Below are 23,940 nucleotides of genomic sequence, written 5' to 3'. Positions count from 1 at the left end.
TTTTGTTGATCTAAACATATATTTCAGATACAACTTTAAACATGCATTTCAAATGAAACTTTAAAATACAGATAAGGGTATATCATGCTCAGCACCAAAACTATTGAGATTGTAAAGTCGACCGCTCCTTTGCTTGCCGAAACCGGACCAAAACTCACGGCTCATTTCTATGACCGTATGTTTGCTCGCCACCCCGAGCTCAACGATATTTTCAACATGAGCAACCAATTTTCGGGTGCGCAACGTGAGGCACTGTTCAATGCCGTACACGGGTATGCTGCCAATATTGATAACTTGCCAGCATTGCTGCCTGTGATTGAGAAAATCGCGCAAAAACATGTAAGTTTTAATATCACCCCTGAAATGTATGCAATTGTGGGTGAAAACCTACTGGCAACCATTGACGAGCTTTACTCGCCAGGTCAAGAAGTACTAGATGCATGGGGTGAGGCTTACGGCGTGCTGGCGCATGTATTCGTGACACGCGAAGAAGAAATCTATCAGCAAAGTGAAACCTCGCAAGGCGGTTGGCGCGGTACTCGCCCATTCGCACTTGTAAGCAAAACACCAGAAAGTGAGGTGATCACCAGTTTTGTGTTTGCGCCGCAAGACGGGCTACCTGTCGCTCATTACACCCCAGGTCAATACATTGGTATTTACCTCACACCGGAACAATTTGCGAACCGCGAAATCCGTCAGTACAGCTTGTCTTGTGCGCCAAACGGCAAACAGTATCGCATCTCGGTCAAACGTGAAGCACAAGGAACCGTTTCAAACTATCTGCACGATCACCTTAATGTTGGCGATGTGGTTGACCTCGCGCCGCCAAGCGGCGACTTTTTCTTCCAATCTGACATCACAACGCCTGTTGCACTGATCTCTGGCGGTGTTGGCCTAACACCTATGTTGGCAATGCTAGAAAGCTTGAGCGGTCAACACAATGCAGATATCCAATGGTTGCATGCCGCCGAGCATGGAGAGCAACATGCCTTTGGTCAGCACATCGATACCCTGGTTGAGCAACATGGTAATGCACAGCGCAACGTCTGGTATCGCGAACCAAAAGACAGCGATCAACGCGGTCAGCATTATGATCATCAAGGCGTGATGGATATTAGCAAGGTGTCAGCGCTTACCGAAGACAGCCAGCGTCACTTTTACTTATGTGGACCAGTCGGTTTTATGCAGTCAATCGCCAAGCAGTTAACAGACTCAGGTATCACCAAAGATCGTATTTTTTACGAATGCTTTGGCCCACACAAAGTCCTCGACTAACTCTAGCTAGTGCAAAAGACAACGCCCTGCACTAGCAGGGCGTTTTTGAATTTGTGGCAAGTTAAGATCACCAATAGGTATCTCGTCGTTTCGCTCTCGCTATCACGTTACGTGGCATTTTGTTTTCCAACGCCCGTCGAAGCATCGCGACTTTTTGATGCGTCGATTGATCGGCAGTGATGGTGTGATAGAGCCAACGATAAGCATCTTCATAATCCAGTGGGCTGCCGTAATCAGCCACCAGCAATTCTGCCAATTGAAGCCTTGCTCGCATATTGCCCAAAGACGCCGCTTCACGAAGATAAGGAATCGCACGCTCTTTGTCTTGCTGCACCAAAGTGCCTAAAGAGTAATATCGCCCCAGTTGTTCCAACGCTGCTGGTAGGCCTTGTTGCGCTGCCAACTGCATGTAGTAAACACCTTGCTCGACATCACGATCGACACACACTCCCCACGCTAACATGTCACCGTAAAGGAATTGATAAGAGGGTAATTCAACACGAATAGCACGCGCTTCAATATCTTGCAGAAGCTGGCATTCGTCTTCTTTGACTTTCTTAAGATGGCTGTTGCTTTCAAACAGACGGATCAACTGCGTTTCATCATATACAGGCAATGCAGGGCCAAGTTCTGCTTTTGCAGCTGAACTAGCCAACATGATTGATATAAATAAGATGCGCAGTTTCATGCATACCCACTTTAACGATGATTGTTAAGAGACTGTGTGTCTTGCATAACTTGTATCGGCAACACCTTGCCTAACTTTACTCTTTTTACGGCGAAATTTTTCCGCACTGGAATATGAACAGTATAGAGTCGTTTGAGCAAAAAAAAACCAGCCACGAAGGCTGGTTTTTTTCAATCTAGAACCGATTAAGACGAGAAAGGCTGAACCTTAATGATCGTCTCGTTGCGGTCTGGGCCAGTTGAGATGATATCAATTGGCACACCAGTCAACTCTTCAATACGTGCAATGTAATCGAGCGCTGCTTGTGGCAGTTCGTCGATAGATTTCGCACCAAAGGTCTTTTCGCTCCAACCAGGAACGGTTTCATAGATTGGCGTAATATTTTCATACGCATCAGCAGCCATTGGCGATACTTCAAGAACCGTTCCGTCTGGCAATTGGTAACCCGTACAGATTTTGATTTCTTCCAAGCCGTCCATCACGTCCATCTTGGTCAAGCAAAAGCCTGAGATAGAGTTGATTTGAACTGCGCGGCGCATTGCCACTGCATCAAACCAACCAGTGCGGCGTAGGCGACCAGTTGTCGCGCCAAACTCGTGACCAACTGTACCCAGGTGCTTACCGATTGGATCTTGTTTTTCTAGGCCATCGTACAACTCAGTCGGGAAAGGACCTGAACCAACACGGGTGCAGTATGCTTTCGCAATACCTAGGATATAACCTAGGTGACGTGGACCAAAACCAGAACCTGCAGCAACACCACCAGCGGTTGTGTTAGAAGAGGTTACATATGGGTAAGTACCGTGGTCGATATCCAGAAGTGTGCCTTGTGCACCTTCGAACATGATCTTGTCGCCACGCTTACGCGCATCGTCAAGTTCTTGAGTCACATCGATAACCATGCTGGTTAGTACGTCAGCTTGTTCCAAAATCTTCGCAAGCGTTTCTTCGTAGCTAACAGGCTCAACTTTGTAGAAGTGCTCCAACTGGAAGTTATGGTACGCCATCACTTCCTTAAGCTTCTCGGCAAACGCTTCTTTGTCGAACAAATCGCCAACACGCAGACCGCGACGAGCAACTTTGTCTTCGTAAGCAGGACCAATACCACGACCAGTAGTACCGATAGCTTTCTTACCACGAGCAGCTTCACGAGCAACGTCGAGTGCAATGTGATAAGGAAGAATTAGCGGACAAGCTTCTGACAGGAACAGACGTTCACGAACTGGAAAACCGCGCTCTTCGAGGCCGCCCATTTCTTTCATCAATGCGTCAGGAGACAGAACAACACCGTTACCGATGATGCACTTAACGTTGTTACGAAGAATGCCAGAAGGAATCAAATGCAGGACGGTTTTTTCACCGTCGATAACGAGAGTGTGACCCGCATTGTGACCGCCTTGGTAGCGCACCACGTAATTTGCGTCTTCAGTTAAAAGATCGACGATCTTACCCTTACCTTCGTCACCCCATTGAGTGCCGAGAACGACTACGTTATTACTCATCTTTTCCAGTCAGTTGCTGATTAAAACGGGATTCTAGCACCTTCATTTAAACGTTGCAGTCATTTTTTAACCGTCGTCCCGAACATGTTAATCAGGCTGTCACAGTTTTTTGCTCTGTTCATTTACTTGGACGGCCACATCATATATGCGATGACAATACCTGCTACCACCAAGCATCCGCCTATGCGACGAAGCGTTGTATCCTGTAGTTGACTCATTTCCTTGACCATATTTCGCCATTTGTTCGGAACAAGCATGGGGCCTAAACCTTCAACAACCAGTACCAGGCCTATCGCTAATAACAACTCTTTTCCCATAAAACACCTCAAATTAGGGGCAAAAAAAAGACAAGGCGCGATGCCTTGTCTTTCATTTTTACGATTAACGCCACACTATTTCAGGTTAACGTTTGGCTCTTTCATGTACTGGAAGAACTCGCTGCTTGGGTCAACCACTAGGATGTCACCCTTATTGCTAAAGCTCTTCTCGTAAGCTTGCAGAGAACGTATGAAGTTGTAGAACTCAGGTTCTTTATTAAAAGTACCTGCGTAGATATTCGCAACTTCTGCGTCTGCTTCACCACGTGTTACACGGGCCGTTTTTTCTGCTTCAGCAAGAATGGTTGCCACTTCAAGTTCAGATTGAGCACGGATGACTTCCGCTTTCTCACGACCTTGTGAACGGTGGCGACGCGCTACCGTTTCACGCTCTGCACGCATACGCGCGTAGATAGATTCACTGATCTTGTCTGGCAGGTTGATTTTCTTGATACGAAGGTCAATCACTTCAATGCCAATATCATTGGCACTTTGTTGCACTTCGTCCAGAACATCCGCCATGACTTGCTCACGCTTCTCAGAGACGATTTCTTTAATGGTCTTCGAACCAATTTCAGCTCGTAGGCCATCAGACACTTTACGTTGCAACAACGCTTCAGCAGTCAAACGGTTACCACCACCTGTAGACAGGTAATATTGACCGAAATCTTGAATACGCCATTTAACGTAGGAGTCGATGATCACATCCTTTTTCTCAGATGTAACGAAGCGGTCAGATTGATCGTCCATGGTTTGAATACGTGCATCAAGGATCTGAACGCTATCAAACACTGGCACTTTGAATTGCAAACCTGGTCCGTAGATTTTCGCCTGATCGTCTTCCGCTTTCAGAATTCGACCAAAACGAAGCACAATTCCACGCTCGCCTTCATCAACCACAAACACTGACATCAAACCAACAACGATCGAAACAATAATCAGAGGGATTAATAACTTACGCATAATTAGTATCTCCCCTGACGCGTTGTCGTTGGACTAGAACTTGGGCTAGGCACTCCAGATGGGCCTGACGCTTCCAATTCAATACCGTATTCAATCGCATTGGTATCAGAATTGGTACGAGGTTGAGGCGCTTGATTCATCAACTTATCCAAAGGCAGATACAGCAAGTTACCACCGCCCGCTTGTGAGTCAATCAGTACCTTGCTGGTGTTGCCATAGACTTGCTCCATGGTTTCCAGATAGAGACGATTACGCGTCACTTCAGGTGCAGCCTGATATTCAGGAAGCAGCTTTTCAAACTGCGCCACGTCACCTTCAGCTTCATTGACGGTTTTCTCACGATAACCCAACGCTTCCTTCTTCAGACGCTCAGCTCGACCCGTTGCCTTAGGCAAAATGTCGTTACTGTAAGCTTCTGCTTCTTTGATGTAGCGTTCTTCATCTTCTCGCGCTTTGATTGCATCATCGAATGCATCCTGAACTTGTTCCGGAGCTCGCGCGCCTTGTAAGTTCACATCAACAACCAAGATACCCATATCGTAACGGTCGATAATACGATTGATTTCCGTCTGAGTTTTTGTACGGATCTCTTGACGACCTGTAGTCAGGATATCATCCATCACCGCATCACCAATGACCGCACGCAGCGCTGAGTCAGTTGCCTGACGTAGACTGTCATCCGCATTAGTTACCGAGTACAGATACTTTTCTGGATCTGCAATGCGATACTGAACGTCCATATCAACGCTCACAACGTTTTCATCTTTGGTCAGCATTTCGCCTGAACTACGCAAAGAACGAATCGCTTGGACATTGACGGTTGTGACTTCATCAATGAAATTTGGTTTCCAGTTCAGACCAGGCTGAACAATGCGGTTGTACTCACCAAAGCGCAATACAACACCACGCTCAGCTTCACCGATAGTGTAAAAGCCTGTCGCGCCCCAAATAACCACACCCACAACGGCAACTACGCCCAAACCAGCAGCACTGCTGCCAAAAGATGGTCCTTTACCTTTACCGCCACCAAACAAACCACTCAGTTTGCGGCTAATTTTACCAAACACCTCATCGAGGTCCGGCGGTCCTTGGTCACGACCTCCGCGATTACCCCACGGATCTTTGTCCTGACCGCCATTATTTCCTGGCTCATTCCACGCCATTAGAGCACTCCATCAATATGATATGACGATAGTTTTTATACTGTAACAGTCTGTTAGTTGACGATAAAGTCGCCTAACTCGCTGCCTTCCCGTTTTCTTAACCTTAGCCAATCGGCTTGAGGTAAGCGCACATCGATCAGCAAATGTCCGTCCTGATCGTATTCTTCTTGCAAAATACAACGCAACCGACAGAATTTACTGTGCATTCTGCCAATGGCCGAAGGTGGAATACGTAAGCGATAGCTTACCATAGTCCCCGCCAGCCTTTCGGTCAGTGCCTCAAAAAGAAGATCTATACCCCGATCTGCAAGCGCTGATACCCAAACAATTCTTGGGACGCCTTCATCATCACGTTCGATACGCGGCAATGCATCTTCCATATTATCGATCTTGTTCATCACCAACAGAGTTGGTACTTCGTGTGCATCAATCTCTTCAAGAACCACATTAACTGCGTCAATGTTCTCCCGGAAACGATCATCACTAGCATCGATGACATGGAGCAATAGCGTCGCTTCTTGCGTCTCTTTGAGCGTAGCTTTAAATGCCGCAACGAGATCATGGGGCAAATGTCGAATAAATCCAACGGTATCTGCCAAAATAACGTCGCCAACATCTTCCACTTCGATCTTACGCAATGTCGGGTCAAGCGTTGCAAACAGCTGATCAGCTGCATAAACACCGGCATCCGTAATGCGATTGAACAAAGTAGATTTGCCTGCATTGGTGTATCCCACCAACGAGACAGTCGGCACTTCAGCGCGATTTCTTGCGCGTCGCCCCTGCTCTCGTTGTTTGGCGACTTTATCAAGTCTACGCAAAATCGCCTTGACGCGATCACGTAACAAACGACGGTCAGTCTCTAGCTGAGTTTCACCCGGTCACGCAAGCCTATACCGCCTTTTTGACGTTCTAAGTGCGTCCAGCCTCGAATAAGTCGAGTCGATAGATGACGAAGTTGCGCCAGTTCTACCTGCAACTTACCTTCGTGAGTGCGGGCTCGCTGAGCAAAAATGTCCAAGATTAGGCCGGTGCGATCAAGCACACGACATTGAATTAACCGCTCGAGATTTCGCTCCTGCGCAGGTGATAGCGCATGGTTGAAAATGACGATTTCTGCCCCGGTCATCCGGACGGCATCTGCGATTTCGAGGGCTTTACCTTCACCAACGAAGTATTTGGAATGCGGGGATTGTCGGCTGCCTGTAATCGTTTGCAACCGCGTAACCCCCGCTGACGATACCAGCAATTCGAGTTCGCTGAGATCTTCCCATTCGCCTTGTTGGGTGAAGTTGATATGAACTAAAACAGCCTGTTCACCGGCTTCGTAACGGTCAAACAAGCGATCAACTCCTTACCAAAGGATTGTTACTCCTCAGTCTTATCTTGCTGACGCTCGCCTGCTGGGCGGTCAGTAGGATTGTTATGATGATGATTCACTGGGCGAGCAGGGACCACGGTAGAAATCGCATGCTTGTACACCATTTGGTTGACGGTATTTTTCAGCAGGATCACGAACTGGTCAAAAGATTCAATCTGGCCTTGAAGCTTGATACCGTTTACCAAATAAATAGAAACAGGTACACGTTCACGGCGCAGTGCATTGAGAAACGGGTCTTGTAGAGATTGCCCCTTAGCCATTTTTAATTTTCCTTATTGGTTTGTAGTTGTATTAGCAACAAAAAGATCAACAACGCCGCTTACAACAATCCAAGTATACCCTGCTCAAACTGCGATCAGGTTAAACACTTTGTGACTGTTTGTAACGATAACGGCACGTCGTCGCTATCAAGCCATGTCAAATTGTCCCAGCTACGAAGCCAGGTAATTTGACGCTTGGCTAACTGACGGGTGGCACACACACCACGATAGACTGCATCATCAATAGAGCAGCTACCCGCCAAATAATCCCACATCTGTCGGTAACCCACGCACCGGATCGAAGGCATATCTGAATTCAAATCGCCGCGATCGTAAAGCGTACGAACCTCCTCCTCGAAGCCAGCTTCCATCATCTTTTGGAAACGTAACTCAATTCGGCGATGTAGCTCCCCCCTTTCCTTAGGGGCTATTGCAAATTGGTGAACCTCATATGGCAATGGTTCACCTTTGGTTTCGGTCAACTCAGTCAGAGTTTTACCCGAAATACGAAAAACTTCCAGCGCTCTCGACAGTCGCTGAGGATCATTCGGATGAATCCTCGCTCCTGCGACAGGATCGATACTGCACAACTCGTCATGCAGTGACTGCCAACCTCGCATCTGCGCTTCCTGCTCAATAGTAGCTCGGATCGCCTGATCCGCAGGAGGCAAAGGTGACAAACCTTCCAATAATGCTTTGAAGTAAAGCATCGTACCACCAACTAAAAGCGGAATTCTCCCTTTTGCGACAATGTCCGCCATTTCTCGTAGCGCATCGGCGCGAAAATCAGCCGCGGAATATGCCTCAGAAGGATCGAGAATATCGATCAATCGATGCGGCGCTAATGCCAATTCATGCGCATTAGGTTTAGCGGTGCCAATATTCATATCACGGTAGATCAATGCGCTATCGACACTGATGATATCGACGGGGAACTGTTGTCTTAGCGCGATAGCCAGATCGGTTTTACCCGATGCGGTCGGCCCCATTAAGAAAATTGCCTTAGGCAAAGCGTTAGTCATGTTTGAATGCTTCTATTGCCGTTGCCACATCGACCGGACGCAGTAACGTTGAAAAATGCGCTGCTAGCTGATCCTGCCAACAGTGTTCTAACTCAGTGATCAGTGTAATGGCTTGCGACAGGCCGTAGTCGTCTGTTTTTTGCGTCGCTTGTACTGCCAACCAATCCATCAGTTGTTCCTCAGAAAGCACATCTTGCTCCCCTTTCTGCGCTAAAACATCCAAAAGTGCAGGAACAAAGTGCTGCAGATTGTGTTTGCGCAGCGGCTGACACACCGCCATCACCATAATTTGCGAAGACGATTTCTTTCGGATAACAATACCAAACTGCTGAAGCAGTGCATCATATTGTGCTAATAATTTGATTTCTTGCGCTGACGCTGGCAAAGCCTGCGGGATTAATAGAGGTTGGGCTTTTAACCCTTCCGAAGAGGCAAAGCGCATCTGACCAAGTATCGAAAGATACGCTGCCGCATCTAAATCCAATAGTGCGAAACCATCTATGCGCTGCAACAGCAAATATTTTGATGAGACAATCGCCAGTGCTTTGCCCAATCCTTTATCAACATGGCCGACTGAAATCGGCGTTTTTGAAAATGCTTTGGAAGGCTCAGCGACTTCATGTTGAGTAGGAACAACAGGGGTTGTCATTAGCGCCTTATAAGCGCGTTGCTCACTGTACGATGGCGCTGCTTCACCAAACCGCGCTTTGTTTTCACCGCGATGAGTATTGGTTTTGCCCGTTGTATCAGACTGTGCTCGCCACTCTGTCCCTTCGGACTGTCCCGGATATCTCGAATCCACATTGGCTTCGGCTTTTGAGTAGGCACTTGAGTCAGACGAAGGAGACGTACCTTCAACTGAACGAGAAGATGCGAAGCCTCGCGGTTCGGCTGTCGACGAAATTGTCTTCGTCGGCATTGAGATTGAAGAGGTAGACGCCGAACGATGTGCTGGCGAATCAAGCTGGGCACTGTCAGTTGCCGTTTCATATTCACCCGCTTCTGGGTGTGAATATTGAGCGTCATGCGCCTGCTCTGCTGCCACTTGCATCAGTGCATCAGCGACAGCCTGATAGATAAAATCATGCACCAATCTCGCTTGATGAAAACGCACTTCATGCTTGGCTGGATGGACATTCACATCCACTTGATGAGGGTCAATATCGATATAAAGCACATATGCGGCGAATTGATCAGAGCGCAGTGACGCCTCATAGCCTTGTCGAATAGCATGATTAATGAGTTTGTCTTTCATCATGCGCTGATTAACAAAACAATGCTGAATATCGTTTTGGGCGCGCGCACCTTGTGGTGTGCATATCCAGCCACGAAGGGTTAATCCTTGATGCTCAAGGCTCACCTCGACGGCCGTTTTAACAAACTGGCTGCCACACGCGGCAGCAAGTCGACGTTCGCGCTGCGCATCATTAGTGGCGGCACGATATTGACGCACCATCGTCCCGTTGTGACGCAATGTAATAGCCACATCAAAACGGCTTAACGCAATACGTTTAAGCAATTCATCAATGTGGCTAAATTCAGTTTTATCCGTGCGCAGAAACTTACGACGTGCGGGTGTATTAAAGAATAAATCCACCACTTCCACGGTTGTCCCTACAGGATGAGCAGCAGGTTTAACCTGAACCGCCATATCTCGCCCTTCTGCATAGGCAGACCACGCTTCTGTTTGTTGCTGCGTGCGAGAGGTCAGTGTCAGACGGGAAACAGAACTAATACTGGCGAGCGCTTCACCACGAAAGCCAAGGCTAATGATGGCTTCAAGATCGTCAAGGCAGGTGATTTTTGAGGTTGCGTGACGACTAAGCGCTAACTCCAACTCATCTTTATTAATACCCGAGCCGTTGTCACGAATACGAATGAGTTTGCTGCCGCCTTTTTCGATATCAACATCGATACGTGTCGCACCCGCATCAATGCTATTTTCGACAAGCTCCTTAACCACAGAAGCTGGCCGTTCAACGACTTCGCCTGCTGCAATCTGGTTCGCCAGACGAGCAGGTAATATCTGAATCGTCATGCTTAGCTCCCGGGAATAATCAAGGTTTGACCGACCGCCAACTCGTCTGAGCGTAGCTTATTGACGTTACGGATACTGTCGACCGTCACGCCATAATTACTGGCGATTTTACCCAGATACTCCCCGCGTTTCACTTTGTGCTGTTTGTTCTTTGGTTTAATACCGACCACTTTTAGCTTCTGGCCCACAGCCAACTCATCAGAACGCAACTTGTTCGCACTACGTATACTGGCGACCGTCACGCCGTATTTCGACGCAATTTTGCCAAGGTATTCACCGCGGCCAACAATATGGAGTTTGGTGACCGTTCTAGCCGATGAGGTTTTGGCTCCGCGTTGAGGTGCTGTAGGCTTAGATGACGTCGACGCTAACGTACCTAAGTTTACGTTAGGCACACTCAACACTTGCCCCACTCTCAACGAGTTAGACTTGAGGCCATTTGCGGCCTTAATTGCAGACACTGTACTGCCGTATTTCTTAGCAATAACGGATAGAGACTGACCGGGTGTCACTTTGTGCTTCACGCCGTTTTTACGAGCAGCCATTAAGGTGCCATCTGGCGGAAAGTCTTCAAAATAGGTCAATACCCCTTTGAATACCGCGTTGGCAATTTTTTGCTGATGACCAGAACTCAGCAGAAGCCTTTCTTCTTTCGGGTTGGTAATAAAACCCGCTTCGACCAACAAAGATGGAATGTCGGGAGATTTCAGTACTGCAAGACTGGCATGTTCAGGGCTGGATTTATGCAGCTTTGTCACTTTCCCCATTTCCTTCAATATGCGAATCGCGACGTCATACCCTTCTTTTTGCGAGTTACTAAATTGCAGGTCGAGCACCGCACGACTGAGATATTCGTCTTCGTTGTCATCAAGTAATGCGCCACCGCCAAGCAAGTTAGATTGCTCTTCATGCTTTTCTATCCAACGACCGATTTCATTGTTTGCGCGACTACGCGACAACACCCAGACGGATGCACCGCTAGGTTGAGGCTTGTGAAAACCATCCGCATGAATAGAAACGAGAAGATGCGCGCCATGTTTACGTGCAATTTCAGAGCGCTTATTCAGATCAACAAAGTAATCACCATTTCGCGTCAGTACGGCTTTTAATCCTGGCGTCGCATTTATCTTTTGAGCAACGCGGCGTGCAATGGAGAGAGTGACGTGTTTTTCGTATTTACGCTTTGGCCCCACGGCGCCGGGGTCATTACCACCATGGCCGGGATCAATCGCAATAATGATGTCATCCGTCCCAAACGGCAGGGCGGCTTGAGCTTCTGAAGGTTTCGGTTTTTTCGCCGGCGTCACGGCAATAACTTTTGCACTGTGTGGTAGATCAATAACCAGACGGTGGCCGTATTCACCACCAGGTGCAAGCGCGAATATCCGAGGAGTACTTTTGTTTTTCAGCTCAAAAACAAGGCGATAATCCCCTTTTTTAGCCGGATTGCTTTTACGGATTTTGGTTAAGATTTTGCTGTCGCTGATGGTTTTCGGCAATGTCATGCCCAGCGATGTATCTTTGATATCCACCACCAGACGATCAGGCTTAGTTAGCGTAAAAAACGAATAGGCGGGTTCACTCGCCATATCCATCACAACTCGGGTTTCATCAGGTGCTGGCCAAATACGCACATTTTCGAGTGAATTCGCCCATGCTGAGGTCATCAACCCCAGCCAACCTATGATCCCTGCTAACACGCCAAGCCAACGCATAAATCTATTTCCACTCCAACGTATCAATCAGAGCTTCACCGACATCGGTATTGGCTTTCACCTGTACCGTTCGCTGCTCACCGTTATATTTCAATGTGATATCGAGATCAGGTTCTGGCAATAAACCTTCACCTTTTTCCGGCCACTCCACCAAACAAAGCGCGTCAGGCGTGAAGTAATCACGTATCCCCATAAATTCAAGTTCTTCAGGATCGGCCAAACGGTAGAGGTCGAAATGGTAAACCTGCCAAGAGGCAAGCTGGTAGGGTTCGACGAGTGTATAAGTTGGACTCTTTACGTTACCTGCATGGCCAAGAGATTGAATAAAGCCGCGCGAAAACGTCGTTTTCCCCGCACCTAAATCTCCATGTAGATAAATCGTAGTTTGCTGTGAACACGCTGCTGCGAGTGCCGCACCAAACGCCACTGTTGCCCGCTCATCGGCAAGCTCAGTATTGATCATTATTGTCATGTTTCTCACTGCTTTATTGTTCAACGGTCAATCGCCGTCAAATCTGCATTTGTTCTATGTTATTTCCCAGCAAAGGTAGCAAGTCGCTGGCCAATAGACCACGCGATCCATGCTGCGCTGCGATATCTGCAGCATAACTGTGCAGAAACGCGCCAAACCTTGCTGCATCTTCAAGAGATTGAGATTGCGCCAAACAAGACGCTATCACGCCCGTTAACACATCCCCCATTCCACCTGATGCCATGCCGGGGTTTCCTGCATGGATGACAAAGGAATGAACGCCATCATAAACGATTGTGCCTGCACCTTTAAGCACCACCACGCCACCGTAGCGATTATGTATTTCTTTGACGGCAGAAAACCGATCCCGTTCAATTTCTTCAATACTGAGATTCAATAATGTTGCGGCTTCTCCCGGATGAGGAGTGAGTATCCAATTATTTTGCTGGTTTTGGCGTTGATTTCGACAAGGATCCCTCGAAAGCAATGTTAAACCATCAGCATCGATCACCATCGGCTTACAACTCTCAAGCGCCGCATCAAACACTCGCTTTGACCAAGCAGATTGACCCAGCCCTGGGCCAAGTGCAATCACATCAGCCCAAGCGAGTATTTCATTCAGTGCTTTACTGCCTCGCTTTTCTTCCCATTGCCGAGTCATTAACTCAGGTTGGCGAGCAAATATCGCGGTCACATTCGTTTCATGGGTTAACAATGCCACCAGTCCCGCACCCGTTCGCAATGCAGCCTGACCACACAAAATAATCGCGCCACCTGTCCCTTTTTCACCGCCGATACAAAGAAGGCGCCCGAAATGACCTTTGTGGGCACTTTGGCAGCGAGTGGGTTCCAATTGCCGCGCTTGCTCTGAACAGAGCAGTGTAACTGAAGTGGGGATATGCGCTTCAAACGCTTGACCTATATCCAGACCATCAAAAATTAACTCGCCGCAATGATCCACCGCTTTTCCAGTAAAAAGCCCCTGCTTCAATGCGACAAACGTCACCGTGATGTCGGCGCTCACCGCACCGCCAAGCACACCGCCCGTATCAGCATGCAATCCGCTCGGGATATCAACGGCAAGGACAGGCGACGACGAGGCATTAATCGACGCAATAGCATCACGATAGCACCCCGACACATCCCGTGATAAACCGGTACCAAGCAGCGCATCAATAATCAGATCACGGGGTTCATCGGGCAAATCCCCCGTTAAGATCGTCCCACCTTGTTTTACGAAGGCTTGCTGCGCTAACAAGGCATCGCCTGTGATCTTAAGAGGGTCGCAGGCAGACCAAAGGGTCACATTTAAACCCGCTTCAAGCGCTAATCGCCCTACCACATAGCCATCGCCACCATTATTACCACTGCCACAACAAATCAGGATCTTATCCGCTTCAGGCCAACGCTGACAAAGTACGTTAAACACGGCGAATCCCGCATGCGTCATTAAATCGTACATTTTCACGCCAAGATCCGATGCGATCTTGCGTTCTCCGTCTCTAACCTGATCCGATCGATACAGGGAGTGTGGTAAACTTGCCGTCATCTTCAGCTATCCATCCTGATCTTATGTCTGACTCTCGATCTCTATCGTCGATCAATTTTAACCAACTTGCTGAAAATATCAGGCAATGGGGGCGTGAACTAGGTTTTCAGCATATTGGTATTACCGATATTGATCTCCGTCAGCATGAAGCCCAACTTCAAAGATGGCTTGACGCTGGTTATCATGGCGAAATGGATTGGATGGCGCGCCACGGCATGATGCGTGCCCGCCCACAAGAGTTGGTTGAAGGGACTATTCGCGTCATCAGCGCGCGTATGGACTATCTGCCACCCAATGCGGGGTTTGCCAAAACGCTCGACGACCCTTCGCTTGCCTACATTAGCCGCTACGCGCTTGGCCGTGATTACCACAAGCTGATCAGAAACCGACTGAAAAAATTAGGCGATCGCATCTCACAAGAAGTCGGACCGTTCGGCTACCGCCCATTTGTTGATTCCGCCCCTGTGCTGGAGCGCCCTCTGGCGGAAAAGGCAGGACTTGGCTGGACTGGCAAACACTCGCTCTTACTCAGTAAAGAGGCCGGTTCATGGTTTTTCCTCGGCGAGCTATTAGTAGATTTGCCGCTTCCTGTGGACGCGCCGCAAGATAACCTCTGTGGGAAATGCGTTGCCTGCATGACCTCATGCCCAACCAATGCCATCGTTGATAATACCGTGGTAGATGCGCGACGCTGTATTTCTTATCTCACTATAGAGCTTGATGGCCCTATTCCTGAGGAGTTTCGCGTTGCTATGGGTAACCGAATTTATGGCTGTGACGACTGCCAGTTAGTCTGCCCTTATAATCGTGAGGCTGAACTCACACAAGAAGCGGACTTCCACGGTCGACCAAGTTTGGTTCAACAATCATTAAAAACGCTTTTCAGTTGGGATGAATATACATTTTTAAAAGAAACTGAAGGCTCTGCAATTCGCCGTATAGGCCACGAAAAATGGCGCAGGAACCTGTCAGTTGCGATGGGGAACGCACCTTACGACCCAGAAATTATTGAGCTTTTACAAGCAGCTAAAAGTTTCTCTGCTATGCTTGATGAGCATCTCGATTGGGCTATCGCTCAGCAAGTCGAGCGCAAAAAGGAAGCAGCGATTAGTGTACAGCCCGCTTCAACTAAACGGCTAGTCCGAATAGTCCAAAAAGGTTTGCCTAGAGACGCATAAATCATGCAAATCTTGACGAATTTACCAGTTTTCAATCGATAAAAGTTCAAAAATAAGACACAGATTCACTTCTGCTGCGCAATGTGGAAAACATTTTCAGTACGCCATAAATCAGTGCATATCAATAAAGTTAAACACAATCTGTGAATAATCTCGGCGTGATGTCACGTAAGGTGACAAGGTTGGGGATAAACGCTTGAAAAGTTATTTCTCGAAAAACACAAGCCCAATAAAAACATACAGTTATACAAAAACTCATGCGCAAGCATGAGTTATCCACTGATCATCTTCCGAGCAGGTAACTCTGCGAAAGGTCACACCTTCAAATATTCATCAACGGCTTTACCCACAACTTGGTCGCTGTGGATAACTCTGTGAGAAACATATAAATGCGAACAACTATGCCTCAGTGGCATAGTAGGAATTACTTTAGTATTCAGATTTTAGCTGGGCTAGACCTTGCCCTGAGATAATGCTTCACAGCATTAAAGACAACGACTCGCTGTACCCTACATATAACTGGTACATATTCCGCGAAGTGTTGATGCTTACAGACGATTTACTGTAAGAAATTGAAACGAAACACAAGGCTTCTTGTATCTCGTGCCTCTGAAGTATCAGAAGCCTAAATTGGAGCGACACACGAGGCTCGAACTCGTGACCTCAACCTTGGCAAGGTTGCGCTCTACCAGCTGAGCTAGTGTCGCATTAAAGAGCGTCCGAATGACTTCGGCAATTTTTGAAGCGATTGCAAGGTAACTTGCGTTTCGCACTTCCGACATATCGAAAGGTATCAATTTGGAGCGACACACGAGGCTCCCGATCTTCAAGGCTTAGGCGTGACCTCAACCTTGGCAAGGTTCCTTGCGTGTTGCGCTTCCGACGTATCGAAAGGTATCAATTTGGAGCGACACACGAGGCTCCCGATCTTCAAGGCTTAGGCGTGACCTCAACCTTGGCAAGGTTTTCCTTGCGTGTTGCGCTTCCGACGTATCGAAAGGTATCAATTTGGAGCGACACACGAGGCTCCCGATCTTCAAGGCTTAGGCGTGACCTCAACCTTGGCAAGGTTTCTTGCGTGTTGCGCTTCCGACGTATCGAAAGGTATCAATTTGGAGCGACACACGAGGCTCGAACTCGTGACCTCAACCTTGGCAAGGTTGCGCTCTACCAGCTGAGCTAGTGTCGCATCACAGTGCCGATTTTCATCGGGCTTTTTTATTTTAGCAACTTCGACATATCGAAAGTTTGCTGTGTCTCCTAAAGAGAGTTTGTTATCTCTCTAAGAGAATTTGGAGCGACACACGAGGTTCGAACTCGTGACCTCAACCTTGGCAAGGTTGCGCTCTACCAGCTGAGCTAGTGTCGCAAGGATCATCTGACGATCATCACATGATCTTTAAATCTTATTGTTCCCGCAAACTTTGTTCGGTGTGCTTTCGCTATACCGTATGTTTGCTCTCTCACTAAGAGAGATTGGAGCGACACACGAGGCTCGAACTCGTGACCTCAACCTTGGCAAGGTTGCGCTCTACCAGCTGAGCTAGTGTCGCTTCGTCAAAGACATTTGTCTCTATCAGGGCTGCGAATTATACGAAGAAAAATCAGGGATGCAAGCCTCTAAACTCATAAATTTTGAAATTTCTTCGTATCGCTTATTTTGACATCAGATCGTGAAGATCTTACTTCTGTAGTAACGCAGTTCTTCAATTGACTCTCGGATATCATCCATAGCCAAGTGCGTTCCCTGTTTTTGAACACCAGATAAAAGATCTGGCTGCCAGCGACGCACCAACTCTTTGATGGTGCTAACGTCTACGGTGCGGTAATGGAAGAAGCGCTCAAGTTCTGCCATATGCAGGTACAAGAAACGACGATCTTGCCCCACACTATTGCCACAAATTGGTGATACACCCGCTGGCACCCACTCCTTGAGGAAAGCGATCGTTTCTTGAATCGCTTGCTCTTCATTTTTCGTGCTTGCTTTGACACGATCCACCAGCCCACTTCGAGTATGAGTATTGGTGCACCACTCGTCCATAATCGCTAATTCATCGTCAGATTGATGAATGGCAATGACTGGCCCTTCAGCTAACACGTTAAGTTGAGCATCTGTTACAACGGTAGCGATCTCAATGACTTTATGAACTTGCGGATCAAGTCCAGTCATCTCAAGATCGATCCAGATTAAATTCTTATCGCTGAAAGACATCCAAATTGCCTATTTTACAAATAAACCATGTATCATACTTAGCCTGACTTGAAAGCCAACTAAACTAGCGACATTCTCGTGGCAAAAAAGAAAAATCTCACAAAAGGCCAATTGCGCCGAGTACGGACAAACCAAAAGAAACGAATTGATCGTCAGCAAAAGGATGTCCAGTGGGATGAATCTTTGCTGCAATCAGCCCGTGAAGGGGTCGTTATTACCCGTTTTGGACAACATGCCGATATTGAAGATCTTCAAACCGGTGCCATTCAACGTTGTAACCTTCGCCGTTCAATCGAAAGCTTGGTGACGGGTGATACGGTCGTCTGGCGTCCAGGCGTAGAAGCACTGCAAGGTATTGCTGGCGTTGTGGAAGGTGTCCATGAACGCCGTTCAGTACTGACTCGCCCAGACTACTATGACGGTGTAAAACCTGTCGCAGCTAACATCGATCAAGTTGTGATCGTTTCTGCGATATTACCCGAATTGTCTACCGACATTATAGACCGTTACTTAATCGCTACCGAACAGGTTGATTTCAAACCGCTTATCGTCATAAACAAAATTGACCTTTTGGACGATGAAGGCCTTGAAATGGTTAGGAATATTCTATCGCTCTATCATGATATTGGTTATGAAGTGATGATGGTGAGCCAGAAGTCTGGTGAAGGTATGGTTGCGTTAAAAGCGAAACTTGCTGACGTTACCAGTATTTTCGTCGGGCAGTCAGGCGTGGGCAAATCAAGCCTGGTTAACGTCTTGCTTCCTGAAGTGAATGCTCATACTTGTGAAGTCTCTGAAAACTCAGGACTTGGTCAACACACCACCACCACTGCACGCCTGTATCACTTCCCGAATGGGGGTGATCTGATCGATAGCCCTGGCGTACGTGAATTTGGACTTTGGCATTTGGAGCCAGAGCAAGTCACACAAGGGTTTAAAGAGTTTGGCGACTATCTTGGCGGCTGTAAATTTCGAGACTGCAAACATAAAGATGACCCTGGTTGTCTGATCCGTGAAGCAGTCGAAGAAGGCAAAATCAGCATTGAACGCTTCGAAAGCTATCACAAGATCATTGATAGCATGACGGAAATGAAGGCAAACCGTCAGTTTTCACGCGATAAAGAAAACTGATCACCCACTGATTCTTTCCTACATCTGGTTAGCGGCCTGTTAATTTTGTAAACTAGGCCGCTTTTTAATTTCCGGCCTTTTGAATTTCTCTTGGGCAAACGACAAGTTAGGAAAAATAACCGTGTCTAACGATTTGAAAATTGGCCTGCAGTATTGCATGCCAAAACATCTGCTAACCCGCTTAGTCGGTAAGCTAGCAGCTGCAAAAGCAGGTTTTTTAACCACCGCCGTGATCAAGTGGTTTGTACGTCAGTACAAGGTGGAAATGAGCGAAGCGAAAAATCCAGATCCGGCTAGCTACCCTACGTTCAACGATTTCTTTGTCCGTGAATTGAAAGAGGATGCTCGCCCGCTAAACGATGACGCTGATGTGATCAGCCATCCTGCTGATGCTAGTGTGAGCCAAGCAGGCCCCATCGAAAAAGGCCGACTTATTCAAGCCAAAGGACATACTTTTGATGCTTGTGAGCTATTAGGTGGCGACGCGCAGTTAGCACAGGAATTTGCAGACGGCGATTTCGCGACCCTGTATTTATCACCACGTGATTACCACCGTGTACACATGCCATGTGATGGTACGCTGCGCCAAATGATTTATGTGCCTGGCGATCTGTTCTCAGTTAATCCTCTGACGGCAGAAAACGTTCCAAACTTGTTTGCACGTAACGAGCGTGTGGTGTGTATTTTCGACACTGCATTTGGCCCGTTGGCACAGGTGTTGGTTGGCGCAACCATCGTGGGCAGCATTGAAACGGTTTGGGCTGGCACAATTACTCCGCCAACCGGACAAAGCATCCGTCGCTGGGATTACCCTGCACAAGGCGACCAATCAATCACCCTGAAAAAAGGTGAAGAAATGGGTCGCTTCAAGTTGGGATCAACGGTAATCAACCTGTTCCCAAAAGACGTAATGACGTTTGATGAAAGCATAGTCGCGGGTAAACCAACCCTAATGGGTGAAGCGTATGCTCGCCTTAGTGCTCAATCACCTACCGTCGGCGACGATATTAACGACTCACAACCTGCTTAACGGCAAAGTTGGGATCTGTGACGAAAAGGGCATTGTTGCCCTTTTTTTGTACGTGAATTTTATCCGAGAACAGAGTTTTTCCTCCTCCTCCCCGTATGCTGTTGTTCATACAGTGATATCCAAGGCGATGAATTAAAAACAAATGTGATGCCATCGCCTTATATCAATCGGATTAAGTCAGCGGTCATCAATTTTCGCAGGAAAAATCGTCATATGCCAAAACTCTCTCGTGCTGTTTTCTTTAAGTTTTCCGTCGCATTTTGTGTCCCATTCGGCGTATTGCTTATGCCTACTGACTGGATCCCGCTCGACGATCTGACGATCATTCAACACCGCCTGCTCGCGATTTTCTTGCTTGCCGCATTGCTTTGGGTACTAGAGCCTGTGCCCGTCTTCGCCACGTCGATCCTGATCATCGCATTAGAACTCATCATGATATCGGACAAAGGTCTCACGTGGTTTCGTGAAGCCCAGCCGGGACATGACCTTGGCGAGCTAATGAAATACACCGACATTTTTAGCGCTTTCTCCTCGCCTATCATCATTTTGTTCATGGGCGGCTTCGCCCTTGCTATCGCCGCCTCAAAATACGATTTAGATAACAATCTCGCACGCGTGCTACTCAAGCCTTTTGGCACTAAGCCTCGCTTTATCATGTTAGGGCTAATGCTAATCACCGCTGTGTTTTCAATGTTTATGTCGAATACCGCCACCACGGTCATGATGCTTGCGTTGCTTGGCCCTATCGTCGCGTCTGTACCCAAAGGAGATACTGGCATTAAGGCTTTGGTGTTGTGTATTCCGGTTGCAGCCAATACTGGCGGCATTGCCACCCCTATAGGAACACCGCCCAACGCGATCGCGCTCCAATATTTAACAGGGGAAAACGCTATTAGCTTTTTGGAATGGATGACCATGGGCTTACCGTTTGTGGTTGTGCAACTCGCTTTTGCATGGTGGCTATTGCAAAGACTCTTCCCTGCTAGTCAGGATAAAATGACGCTAAAGCTCGACGGTCAATTTAAGAAAAGCTGGCGCGCATATACGGTTTACGCCACGTTTGCAGCAACCATACTGCTTTGGATGACTACCGGCTTGCATGGCATGAACACCTATGTGGTTTCCATTATCCCACTTGCCGTGTTTACGCTTACCGGCATTATGGGAAAAGAAGAACTAAAACTCATCAATTGGGATGTGCTTTGGCTTGTGGCTGGAGGGATCGCGATTGGTTTGGCACTGGATAAAACAGGGCTTGCAGCAGCATTGGCACACGCCATTGATTATGACAGTCTCTCACCAGTGGCCGTGGTACTGACCTTGTCTCTCATCTGCTGGCTGATGGCGAATTTCATGTCAAATACCGCAACGGCAAACCTTCTGATGCCAATTGCTGCTGCCGTTGCGACCTCTATGCAAAGCTTGTCTGCCGTGGGTGGTGTTCAGGGACTGCTGGTTGTTGTCGCCTTTTCAGCATCACTTGGCATGATCTTACCGGTATCAACGCCCCCCAACAGCCTTGCGTATTCAACCGGATTAATTGAAAGCCGAGATATGGCAAAAGTCGGGTTACTTATCGGTCTCGTCGGCCTCGCGGTTGTCTATGCCGCGATGCTCATTCTCACCTAAACATGAAAAATAGCACCAAATAGTGGCAAACAAGCGGGAGGATGCGATTCGCGCTTTTCCCTCGTCGAAAGTCCATATACACTCGCGCTCTTTTCAAATTTATTGATGCGAACCTGTAGTCGCATGTTGTGAGGGCTTTCTTTTGGGATACGAATGGCTAGCGCTTGCTGCCGCCTTTCTTTGGGGTATTTCCAGCCTGATCTCGGTGACACCTGCCCGTCACTTGGGTAGCTTTGCCTATAGTCGCTGGCGTATGGCTTGCGTCTCAATCATGTTGTCACTGCTGGCTTTGGCAACCGGAGGCTGGACCACCATCACCTCTGATATATGGTGGCCAATGGCGCTTTCAGGTCTTATCGGTATTTTTATCGGCGATACCGCGCTGTTTGGCTGCATGAACCGAATTGGTCCACGCCGCTCTGGTCTTTTGTACTCCTGTCATGCGGTATTTTCTGCGCTGCTTGGCATGTGGCTATTTGGCGAAACGCTGGAAGGCATACGATTAGTCGGTGCGACCCTAGTATTTTCTGGCGTAATGGTTGCTGTGTTCTTTCGTCAAAGTAGCAATGCCCATCACTGGGAGGAAACCAAAGGCAGCTTAAAGGTGGCAATTGCACTTGGTTTACTCGCGGCACTTTGCCAGTCATTGGGTGGCGTCATCGCCAAACCTGTATTAACAGGGAATGTCGACCCCATTGCAGCGTCTGCCATTCGTATGATTGCCGCCTTTTTGGCGCACGGCACATTGGTGTTACTTCAAGTTCGTGTGGCGCAGCCTGTAAACCCTATCAATTGGCGCATTTTCGGCATGGTAGTGGTGAATGGTTTCCTGGCCATGGCGGTTGGCATGACGCTCATCATGTACGCGCTAAAATGGGGCGAAGTGGGCATGGTGGCGTTATTGTCATCAACGACGCCTGTCATGGTCTTGCCATTAATTTGGCTGTTTACCAAAGTGCGTCCATCACCCAGTGCTTGGATTGGTGCCGCTCTTGCAGTATGCGGTGCAGGGCTGATTGTCACCAGTTAAACACAAGGTTATGTCGAGACGTTACTTACCTTAATAAAGAAAATATCCGAGTAGAGAAAACGCCGCATTTTTGCAGCGTTTTCAGTTAAGCGCGTTCTACCGGGAAGGCTATCACGTCATCGATATGTGATTTCCCCAAAGCCAGCATGATCAAACGATCTACACCCAACGCAACGCCCGCACAATCCGGCAAGCCATGTCTTATCGCCTCAATCAGATGATTATCGATAGGCTGGATCTTAAGCCCCATCATTTCACGCTTTCGGTTATCTTGTTCAAAACGCGCCAACTGTTCATCGGCGTCGTCTAACTCATAAAAGCCATTAGCCAGCTCAATGCCTTTAAAATAAACCTCGAAACGCGCAGCAACCCGTTTGTCATCAGTACAAACTCGAGCCAGTGCCGCCTGTGACGCTGGGAAATTGTAGACAAATGCTGGCACAGTTCGGCCAATTTTCGCTTCGACACCCACGCTGAACAGCAATTGCAGTAAGGTATCTCGGTCTTGTTCAGGATCAGCAATGTCAGACAATCCAAGCAACGCAGCAGCCGCTTTCAGTTGCTCCATGCTGCCTTCGAGAGGGCAAACTCTCAGAACATCGATGAACGCCTCTTGGTAAGTCATGCGTTGCGCCTGACCAACGCCCATCACCGCTTGCAGCAACACATCCATCTCATCCATCAGAGCATGATGATCAAAGCTCGGGCGATACCATTCGAGCATGGTAAATTCGGGGTTGTGATGACGGCCAGCTTCTTCATTGCGGTAAGCTTTGTTGATTTGATAAATAGCGCCGCTCCCTGCGGCAAGTAAGCGCTTCATGTGAAACTCTGGGCTAGTCATCAAATACAGTGGAATACCACCAGCAAAGCCAGGACCGACAAACTCCGTATTGAAAGTGTGCAGATGAATATCCGTCACGGTCGCTCGACTCATGGCTGGCGTATCGACTTCCATCACGTCACGATCTTCAAAGAACTGGCGAATCATGCGCATCAAAGTTGCTCGCGCTTTTAACGTCTCGATGTCAGACGTAGGGCGCCACTGCTGGGTCATAGACAAAATTCTCTCTCATGGTGATAGGCGGCATTGTATCTCTTGCTGCGACATCATAAAAATCTATCTCGCTTTCACAAAAAAGCATCGGTTCATTTCTTTCCATGATGAAAAGAAACTCGGTTTTCAATCACTTCAATCAATGAATCGATAAGTGGTAGTAAAAGAGAAAATCTTTGTTTACAAATCACTCTCATCATTAAAAGAAAACCTTTTTAAAATAGATGGTTAAAAGAAATATAAGAACAACATATTTTGCGTGTCAGAAACATGTAAAAACCGTCTTCAACCCATTTTAAACAAGACCTCCCACTACTCAATGACGACT

Annotated in this window: 19 protein-coding genes, 4 tRNA genes and 1 pseudogene; 6 read left to right on the top strand and 18 right to left on the bottom strand. The window is 47.8% G+C overall.

What is annotated here, in order from left to right; translation table 11 throughout:
* Nucleotides 1–84 precede the first annotated feature (84 nt).
* The gene (hmpA, locus tag AC3CIC_RS01205) at nucleotides 85–1,275 is read left to right on the top strand and encodes an NO-inducible flavohemoprotein (protein ID WP_488515143.1); all 1,191 of its coding nucleotides are present in this window, start codon (nucleotides 85–87) and stop codon (nucleotides 1,273–1,275) included.
* A gap of 67 nt (nucleotides 1,276–1,342) precedes the next feature.
* Here the strand turns inward: hmpA and motX are convergent, their stop codons facing one another.
* The 12 genes and pseudogenes from motX to AC3CIC_RS01145 form a co-directional block, all read right to left on the bottom strand.
* Nucleotides 1,343–1,963 (bottom strand): flagellar protein MotX, encoded by a 621-nt coding sequence (gene motX / locus AC3CIC_RS01200; protein WP_371732924.1) that lies wholly within the window; start codon nucleotides 1,961–1,963, stop codon nucleotides 1,343–1,345.
* A 185-nt stretch (nucleotides 1,964–2,148) separates the two neighbouring features.
* Nucleotides 2,149–3,465 carry an adenylosuccinate synthase gene (locus AC3CIC_RS01195; protein ID WP_016959108.1) on the bottom strand — a complete coding sequence of 439 codons (1,317 nt, stop codon included), beginning with the start codon at nucleotides 3,463–3,465 and terminating at the stop codon, nucleotides 2,149–2,151.
* Nucleotides 3,466–3,587: 122 nt separating this feature from the next.
* Complete coding sequence (locus tag AC3CIC_RS01190) at nucleotides 3,588–3,782, bottom strand: DUF2065 domain-containing protein (protein ID WP_016959109.1); 195 nt, start codon at nucleotides 3,780–3,782, stop codon at nucleotides 3,588–3,590.
* Between the two features lie 75 nt (nucleotides 3,783–3,857).
* Nucleotides 3,858–4,745 (bottom strand): protease modulator HflC, encoded by an 888-nt coding sequence (gene hflC / locus AC3CIC_RS01185; RefSeq protein ID WP_016959110.1) that lies wholly within the window; start codon nucleotides 4,743–4,745, stop codon nucleotides 3,858–3,860.
* A gap of 2 nt (nucleotides 4,746–4,747) precedes the next feature.
* Nucleotides 4,748–5,908: an FtsH protease activity modulator HflK gene (gene hflK, locus AC3CIC_RS01180; RefSeq protein ID WP_016959111.1), complete on the bottom strand. Its 1,161-nt coding sequence runs from the start codon at nucleotides 5,906–5,908 to the stop codon at nucleotides 4,748–4,750.
* Between the two features lie 53 nt (nucleotides 5,909–5,961).
* Nucleotides 5,962–7,250 (bottom strand): annotated as a pseudogene (gene hflX / locus AC3CIC_RS01175) (ribosome rescue GTPase HflX).
* Between the two features lie 26 nt (nucleotides 7,251–7,276).
* Nucleotides 7,277–7,549, bottom strand: coding sequence for an RNA chaperone Hfq (gene hfq, locus AC3CIC_RS01170; protein ID WP_016959113.1), 273 nt, complete (start codon nucleotides 7,547–7,549; stop codon nucleotides 7,277–7,279).
* Nucleotides 7,550–7,644: 95 nt separating this feature from the next.
* On the bottom strand, nucleotides 7,645–8,571 hold the full coding sequence (gene miaA, locus AC3CIC_RS01165) for a tRNA (adenosine(37)-N6)-dimethylallyltransferase MiaA (RefSeq protein WP_026024106.1): 927 nt from the start codon (nucleotides 8,569–8,571) through the stop codon (nucleotides 7,645–7,647).
* Complete coding sequence (mutL, locus tag AC3CIC_RS01160) at nucleotides 8,564–10,609, bottom strand: DNA mismatch repair endonuclease MutL (RefSeq protein ID WP_488515142.1); 2,046 nt, start codon at nucleotides 10,607–10,609, stop codon at nucleotides 8,564–8,566. The genes miaA and mutL overlap by 8 nt, the downstream gene beginning before the upstream one ends.
* A gap of 2 nt (nucleotides 10,610–10,611) precedes the next feature.
* A complete protein-coding gene (locus tag AC3CIC_RS01155) occupies nucleotides 10,612–12,324 on the bottom strand; it encodes an N-acetylmuramoyl-L-alanine amidase (protein WP_488515141.1) in 1,713 nt (570 codons plus the stop codon).
* 4 nt (nucleotides 12,325–12,328) lie between these two features.
* A complete protein-coding gene (tsaE, locus tag AC3CIC_RS01150; RefSeq protein ID WP_488515140.1) occupies nucleotides 12,329–12,796 on the bottom strand; it encodes a tRNA (adenosine(37)-N6)-threonylcarbamoyltransferase complex ATPase subunit type 1 TsaE in 468 nt (155 codons plus the stop codon).
* Nucleotides 12,797–12,833: 37 nt separating this feature from the next.
* Complete coding sequence (locus AC3CIC_RS01145) at nucleotides 12,834–14,345, bottom strand: NAD(P)H-hydrate dehydratase (protein WP_488515139.1); 1,512 nt, start codon at nucleotides 14,343–14,345, stop codon at nucleotides 12,834–12,836.
* A gap of 50 nt (nucleotides 14,346–14,395) precedes the next feature.
* Here AC3CIC_RS01145 and queG point away from each other — a divergent pair, with 50 nt between their 5' ends.
* Nucleotides 14,396–15,523, top strand: coding sequence for a tRNA epoxyqueuosine(34) reductase QueG (gene queG, locus AC3CIC_RS01140; protein WP_139124399.1), 1,128 nt, complete (start codon nucleotides 14,396–14,398; stop codon nucleotides 15,521–15,523).
* 631 nt (nucleotides 15,524–16,154) lie between these two features.
* On the opposite strand, the gene AC3CIC_RS01135 is transcribed toward queG, so the two are convergent.
* The 5 genes from AC3CIC_RS01135 to orn all read right to left on the bottom strand — a co-directional run bounded on the left by AC3CIC_RS01135 (nucleotide 16,155) and on the right by orn (nucleotide 17,735).
* Nucleotides 16,155–16,230: transfer RNA gene (locus AC3CIC_RS01135), tRNA-Gly, on the bottom strand.
* A gap of 406 nt (nucleotides 16,231–16,636) precedes the next feature.
* A tRNA-Gly gene (locus AC3CIC_RS01130) sits at nucleotides 16,637–16,712 on the bottom strand.
* Nucleotides 16,713–16,816: 104 nt separating this feature from the next.
* A tRNA-Gly gene (locus tag AC3CIC_RS01125) sits at nucleotides 16,817–16,892 on the bottom strand.
* A gap of 108 nt (nucleotides 16,893–17,000) precedes the next feature.
* Nucleotides 17,001–17,076 (bottom strand) — tRNA-Gly (locus tag AC3CIC_RS01120).
* A 113-nt stretch (nucleotides 17,077–17,189) separates the two neighbouring features.
* Entirely contained in the window at nucleotides 17,190–17,735 is a 546-nt protein-coding gene (orn, locus tag AC3CIC_RS01115) for an oligoribonuclease (protein ID WP_016959120.1), read from the bottom strand.
* A gap of 78 nt (nucleotides 17,736–17,813) precedes the next feature.
* Between orn and rsgA the strand changes: the two genes are divergently transcribed.
* The 4 genes from rsgA (at nucleotide 17,814) to AC3CIC_RS01095 (ending at nucleotide 22,555) form a co-directional block, all read left to right on the top strand.
* Nucleotides 17,814–18,866, top strand: a complete 1,053-nt coding sequence (gene rsgA / locus AC3CIC_RS01110) for a small ribosomal subunit biogenesis GTPase RsgA (RefSeq protein WP_016959121.1) — start codon at nucleotides 17,814–17,816, stop codon at nucleotides 18,864–18,866.
* Between the two features lie 121 nt (nucleotides 18,867–18,987).
* On the top strand, nucleotides 18,988–19,896 hold the full coding sequence (gene asd, locus AC3CIC_RS01105) for an archaetidylserine decarboxylase (protein WP_488515138.1): 909 nt from the start codon (nucleotides 18,988–18,990) through the stop codon (nucleotides 19,894–19,896).
* A 213-nt stretch (nucleotides 19,897–20,109) separates the two neighbouring features.
* Nucleotides 20,110–21,525 carry an SLC13 family permease gene (locus AC3CIC_RS01100; RefSeq protein WP_488515137.1) on the top strand — a complete coding sequence of 472 codons (1,416 nt, stop codon included), beginning with the start codon at nucleotides 20,110–20,112 and terminating at the stop codon, nucleotides 21,523–21,525.
* A 142-nt stretch (nucleotides 21,526–21,667) separates the two neighbouring features.
* Nucleotides 21,668–22,555 (top strand): DMT family transporter, encoded by an 888-nt coding sequence (locus AC3CIC_RS01095; protein WP_394212128.1) that lies wholly within the window; start codon nucleotides 21,668–21,670, stop codon nucleotides 22,553–22,555.
* An 85-nt stretch (nucleotides 22,556–22,640) separates the two neighbouring features.
* On the opposite strand, the gene epmA is transcribed toward AC3CIC_RS01095, so the two are convergent.
* The gene (gene epmA, locus AC3CIC_RS01090) at nucleotides 22,641–23,612 is read right to left on the bottom strand and encodes an elongation factor P--(R)-beta-lysine ligase (protein WP_016959125.1); all 972 of its coding nucleotides are present in this window, start codon (nucleotides 23,610–23,612) and stop codon (nucleotides 22,641–22,643) included.
* Between the last annotated feature and the right edge of the window lie 328 nt (nucleotides 23,613–23,940).

Source organism: Enterovibrio sp. QJM3NY_24 (assembly GCF_057786035.1).
Note: the sequence above shows the minus strand (reverse complement) of the source record. Positions and strands in the feature narration are given on the sequence as shown.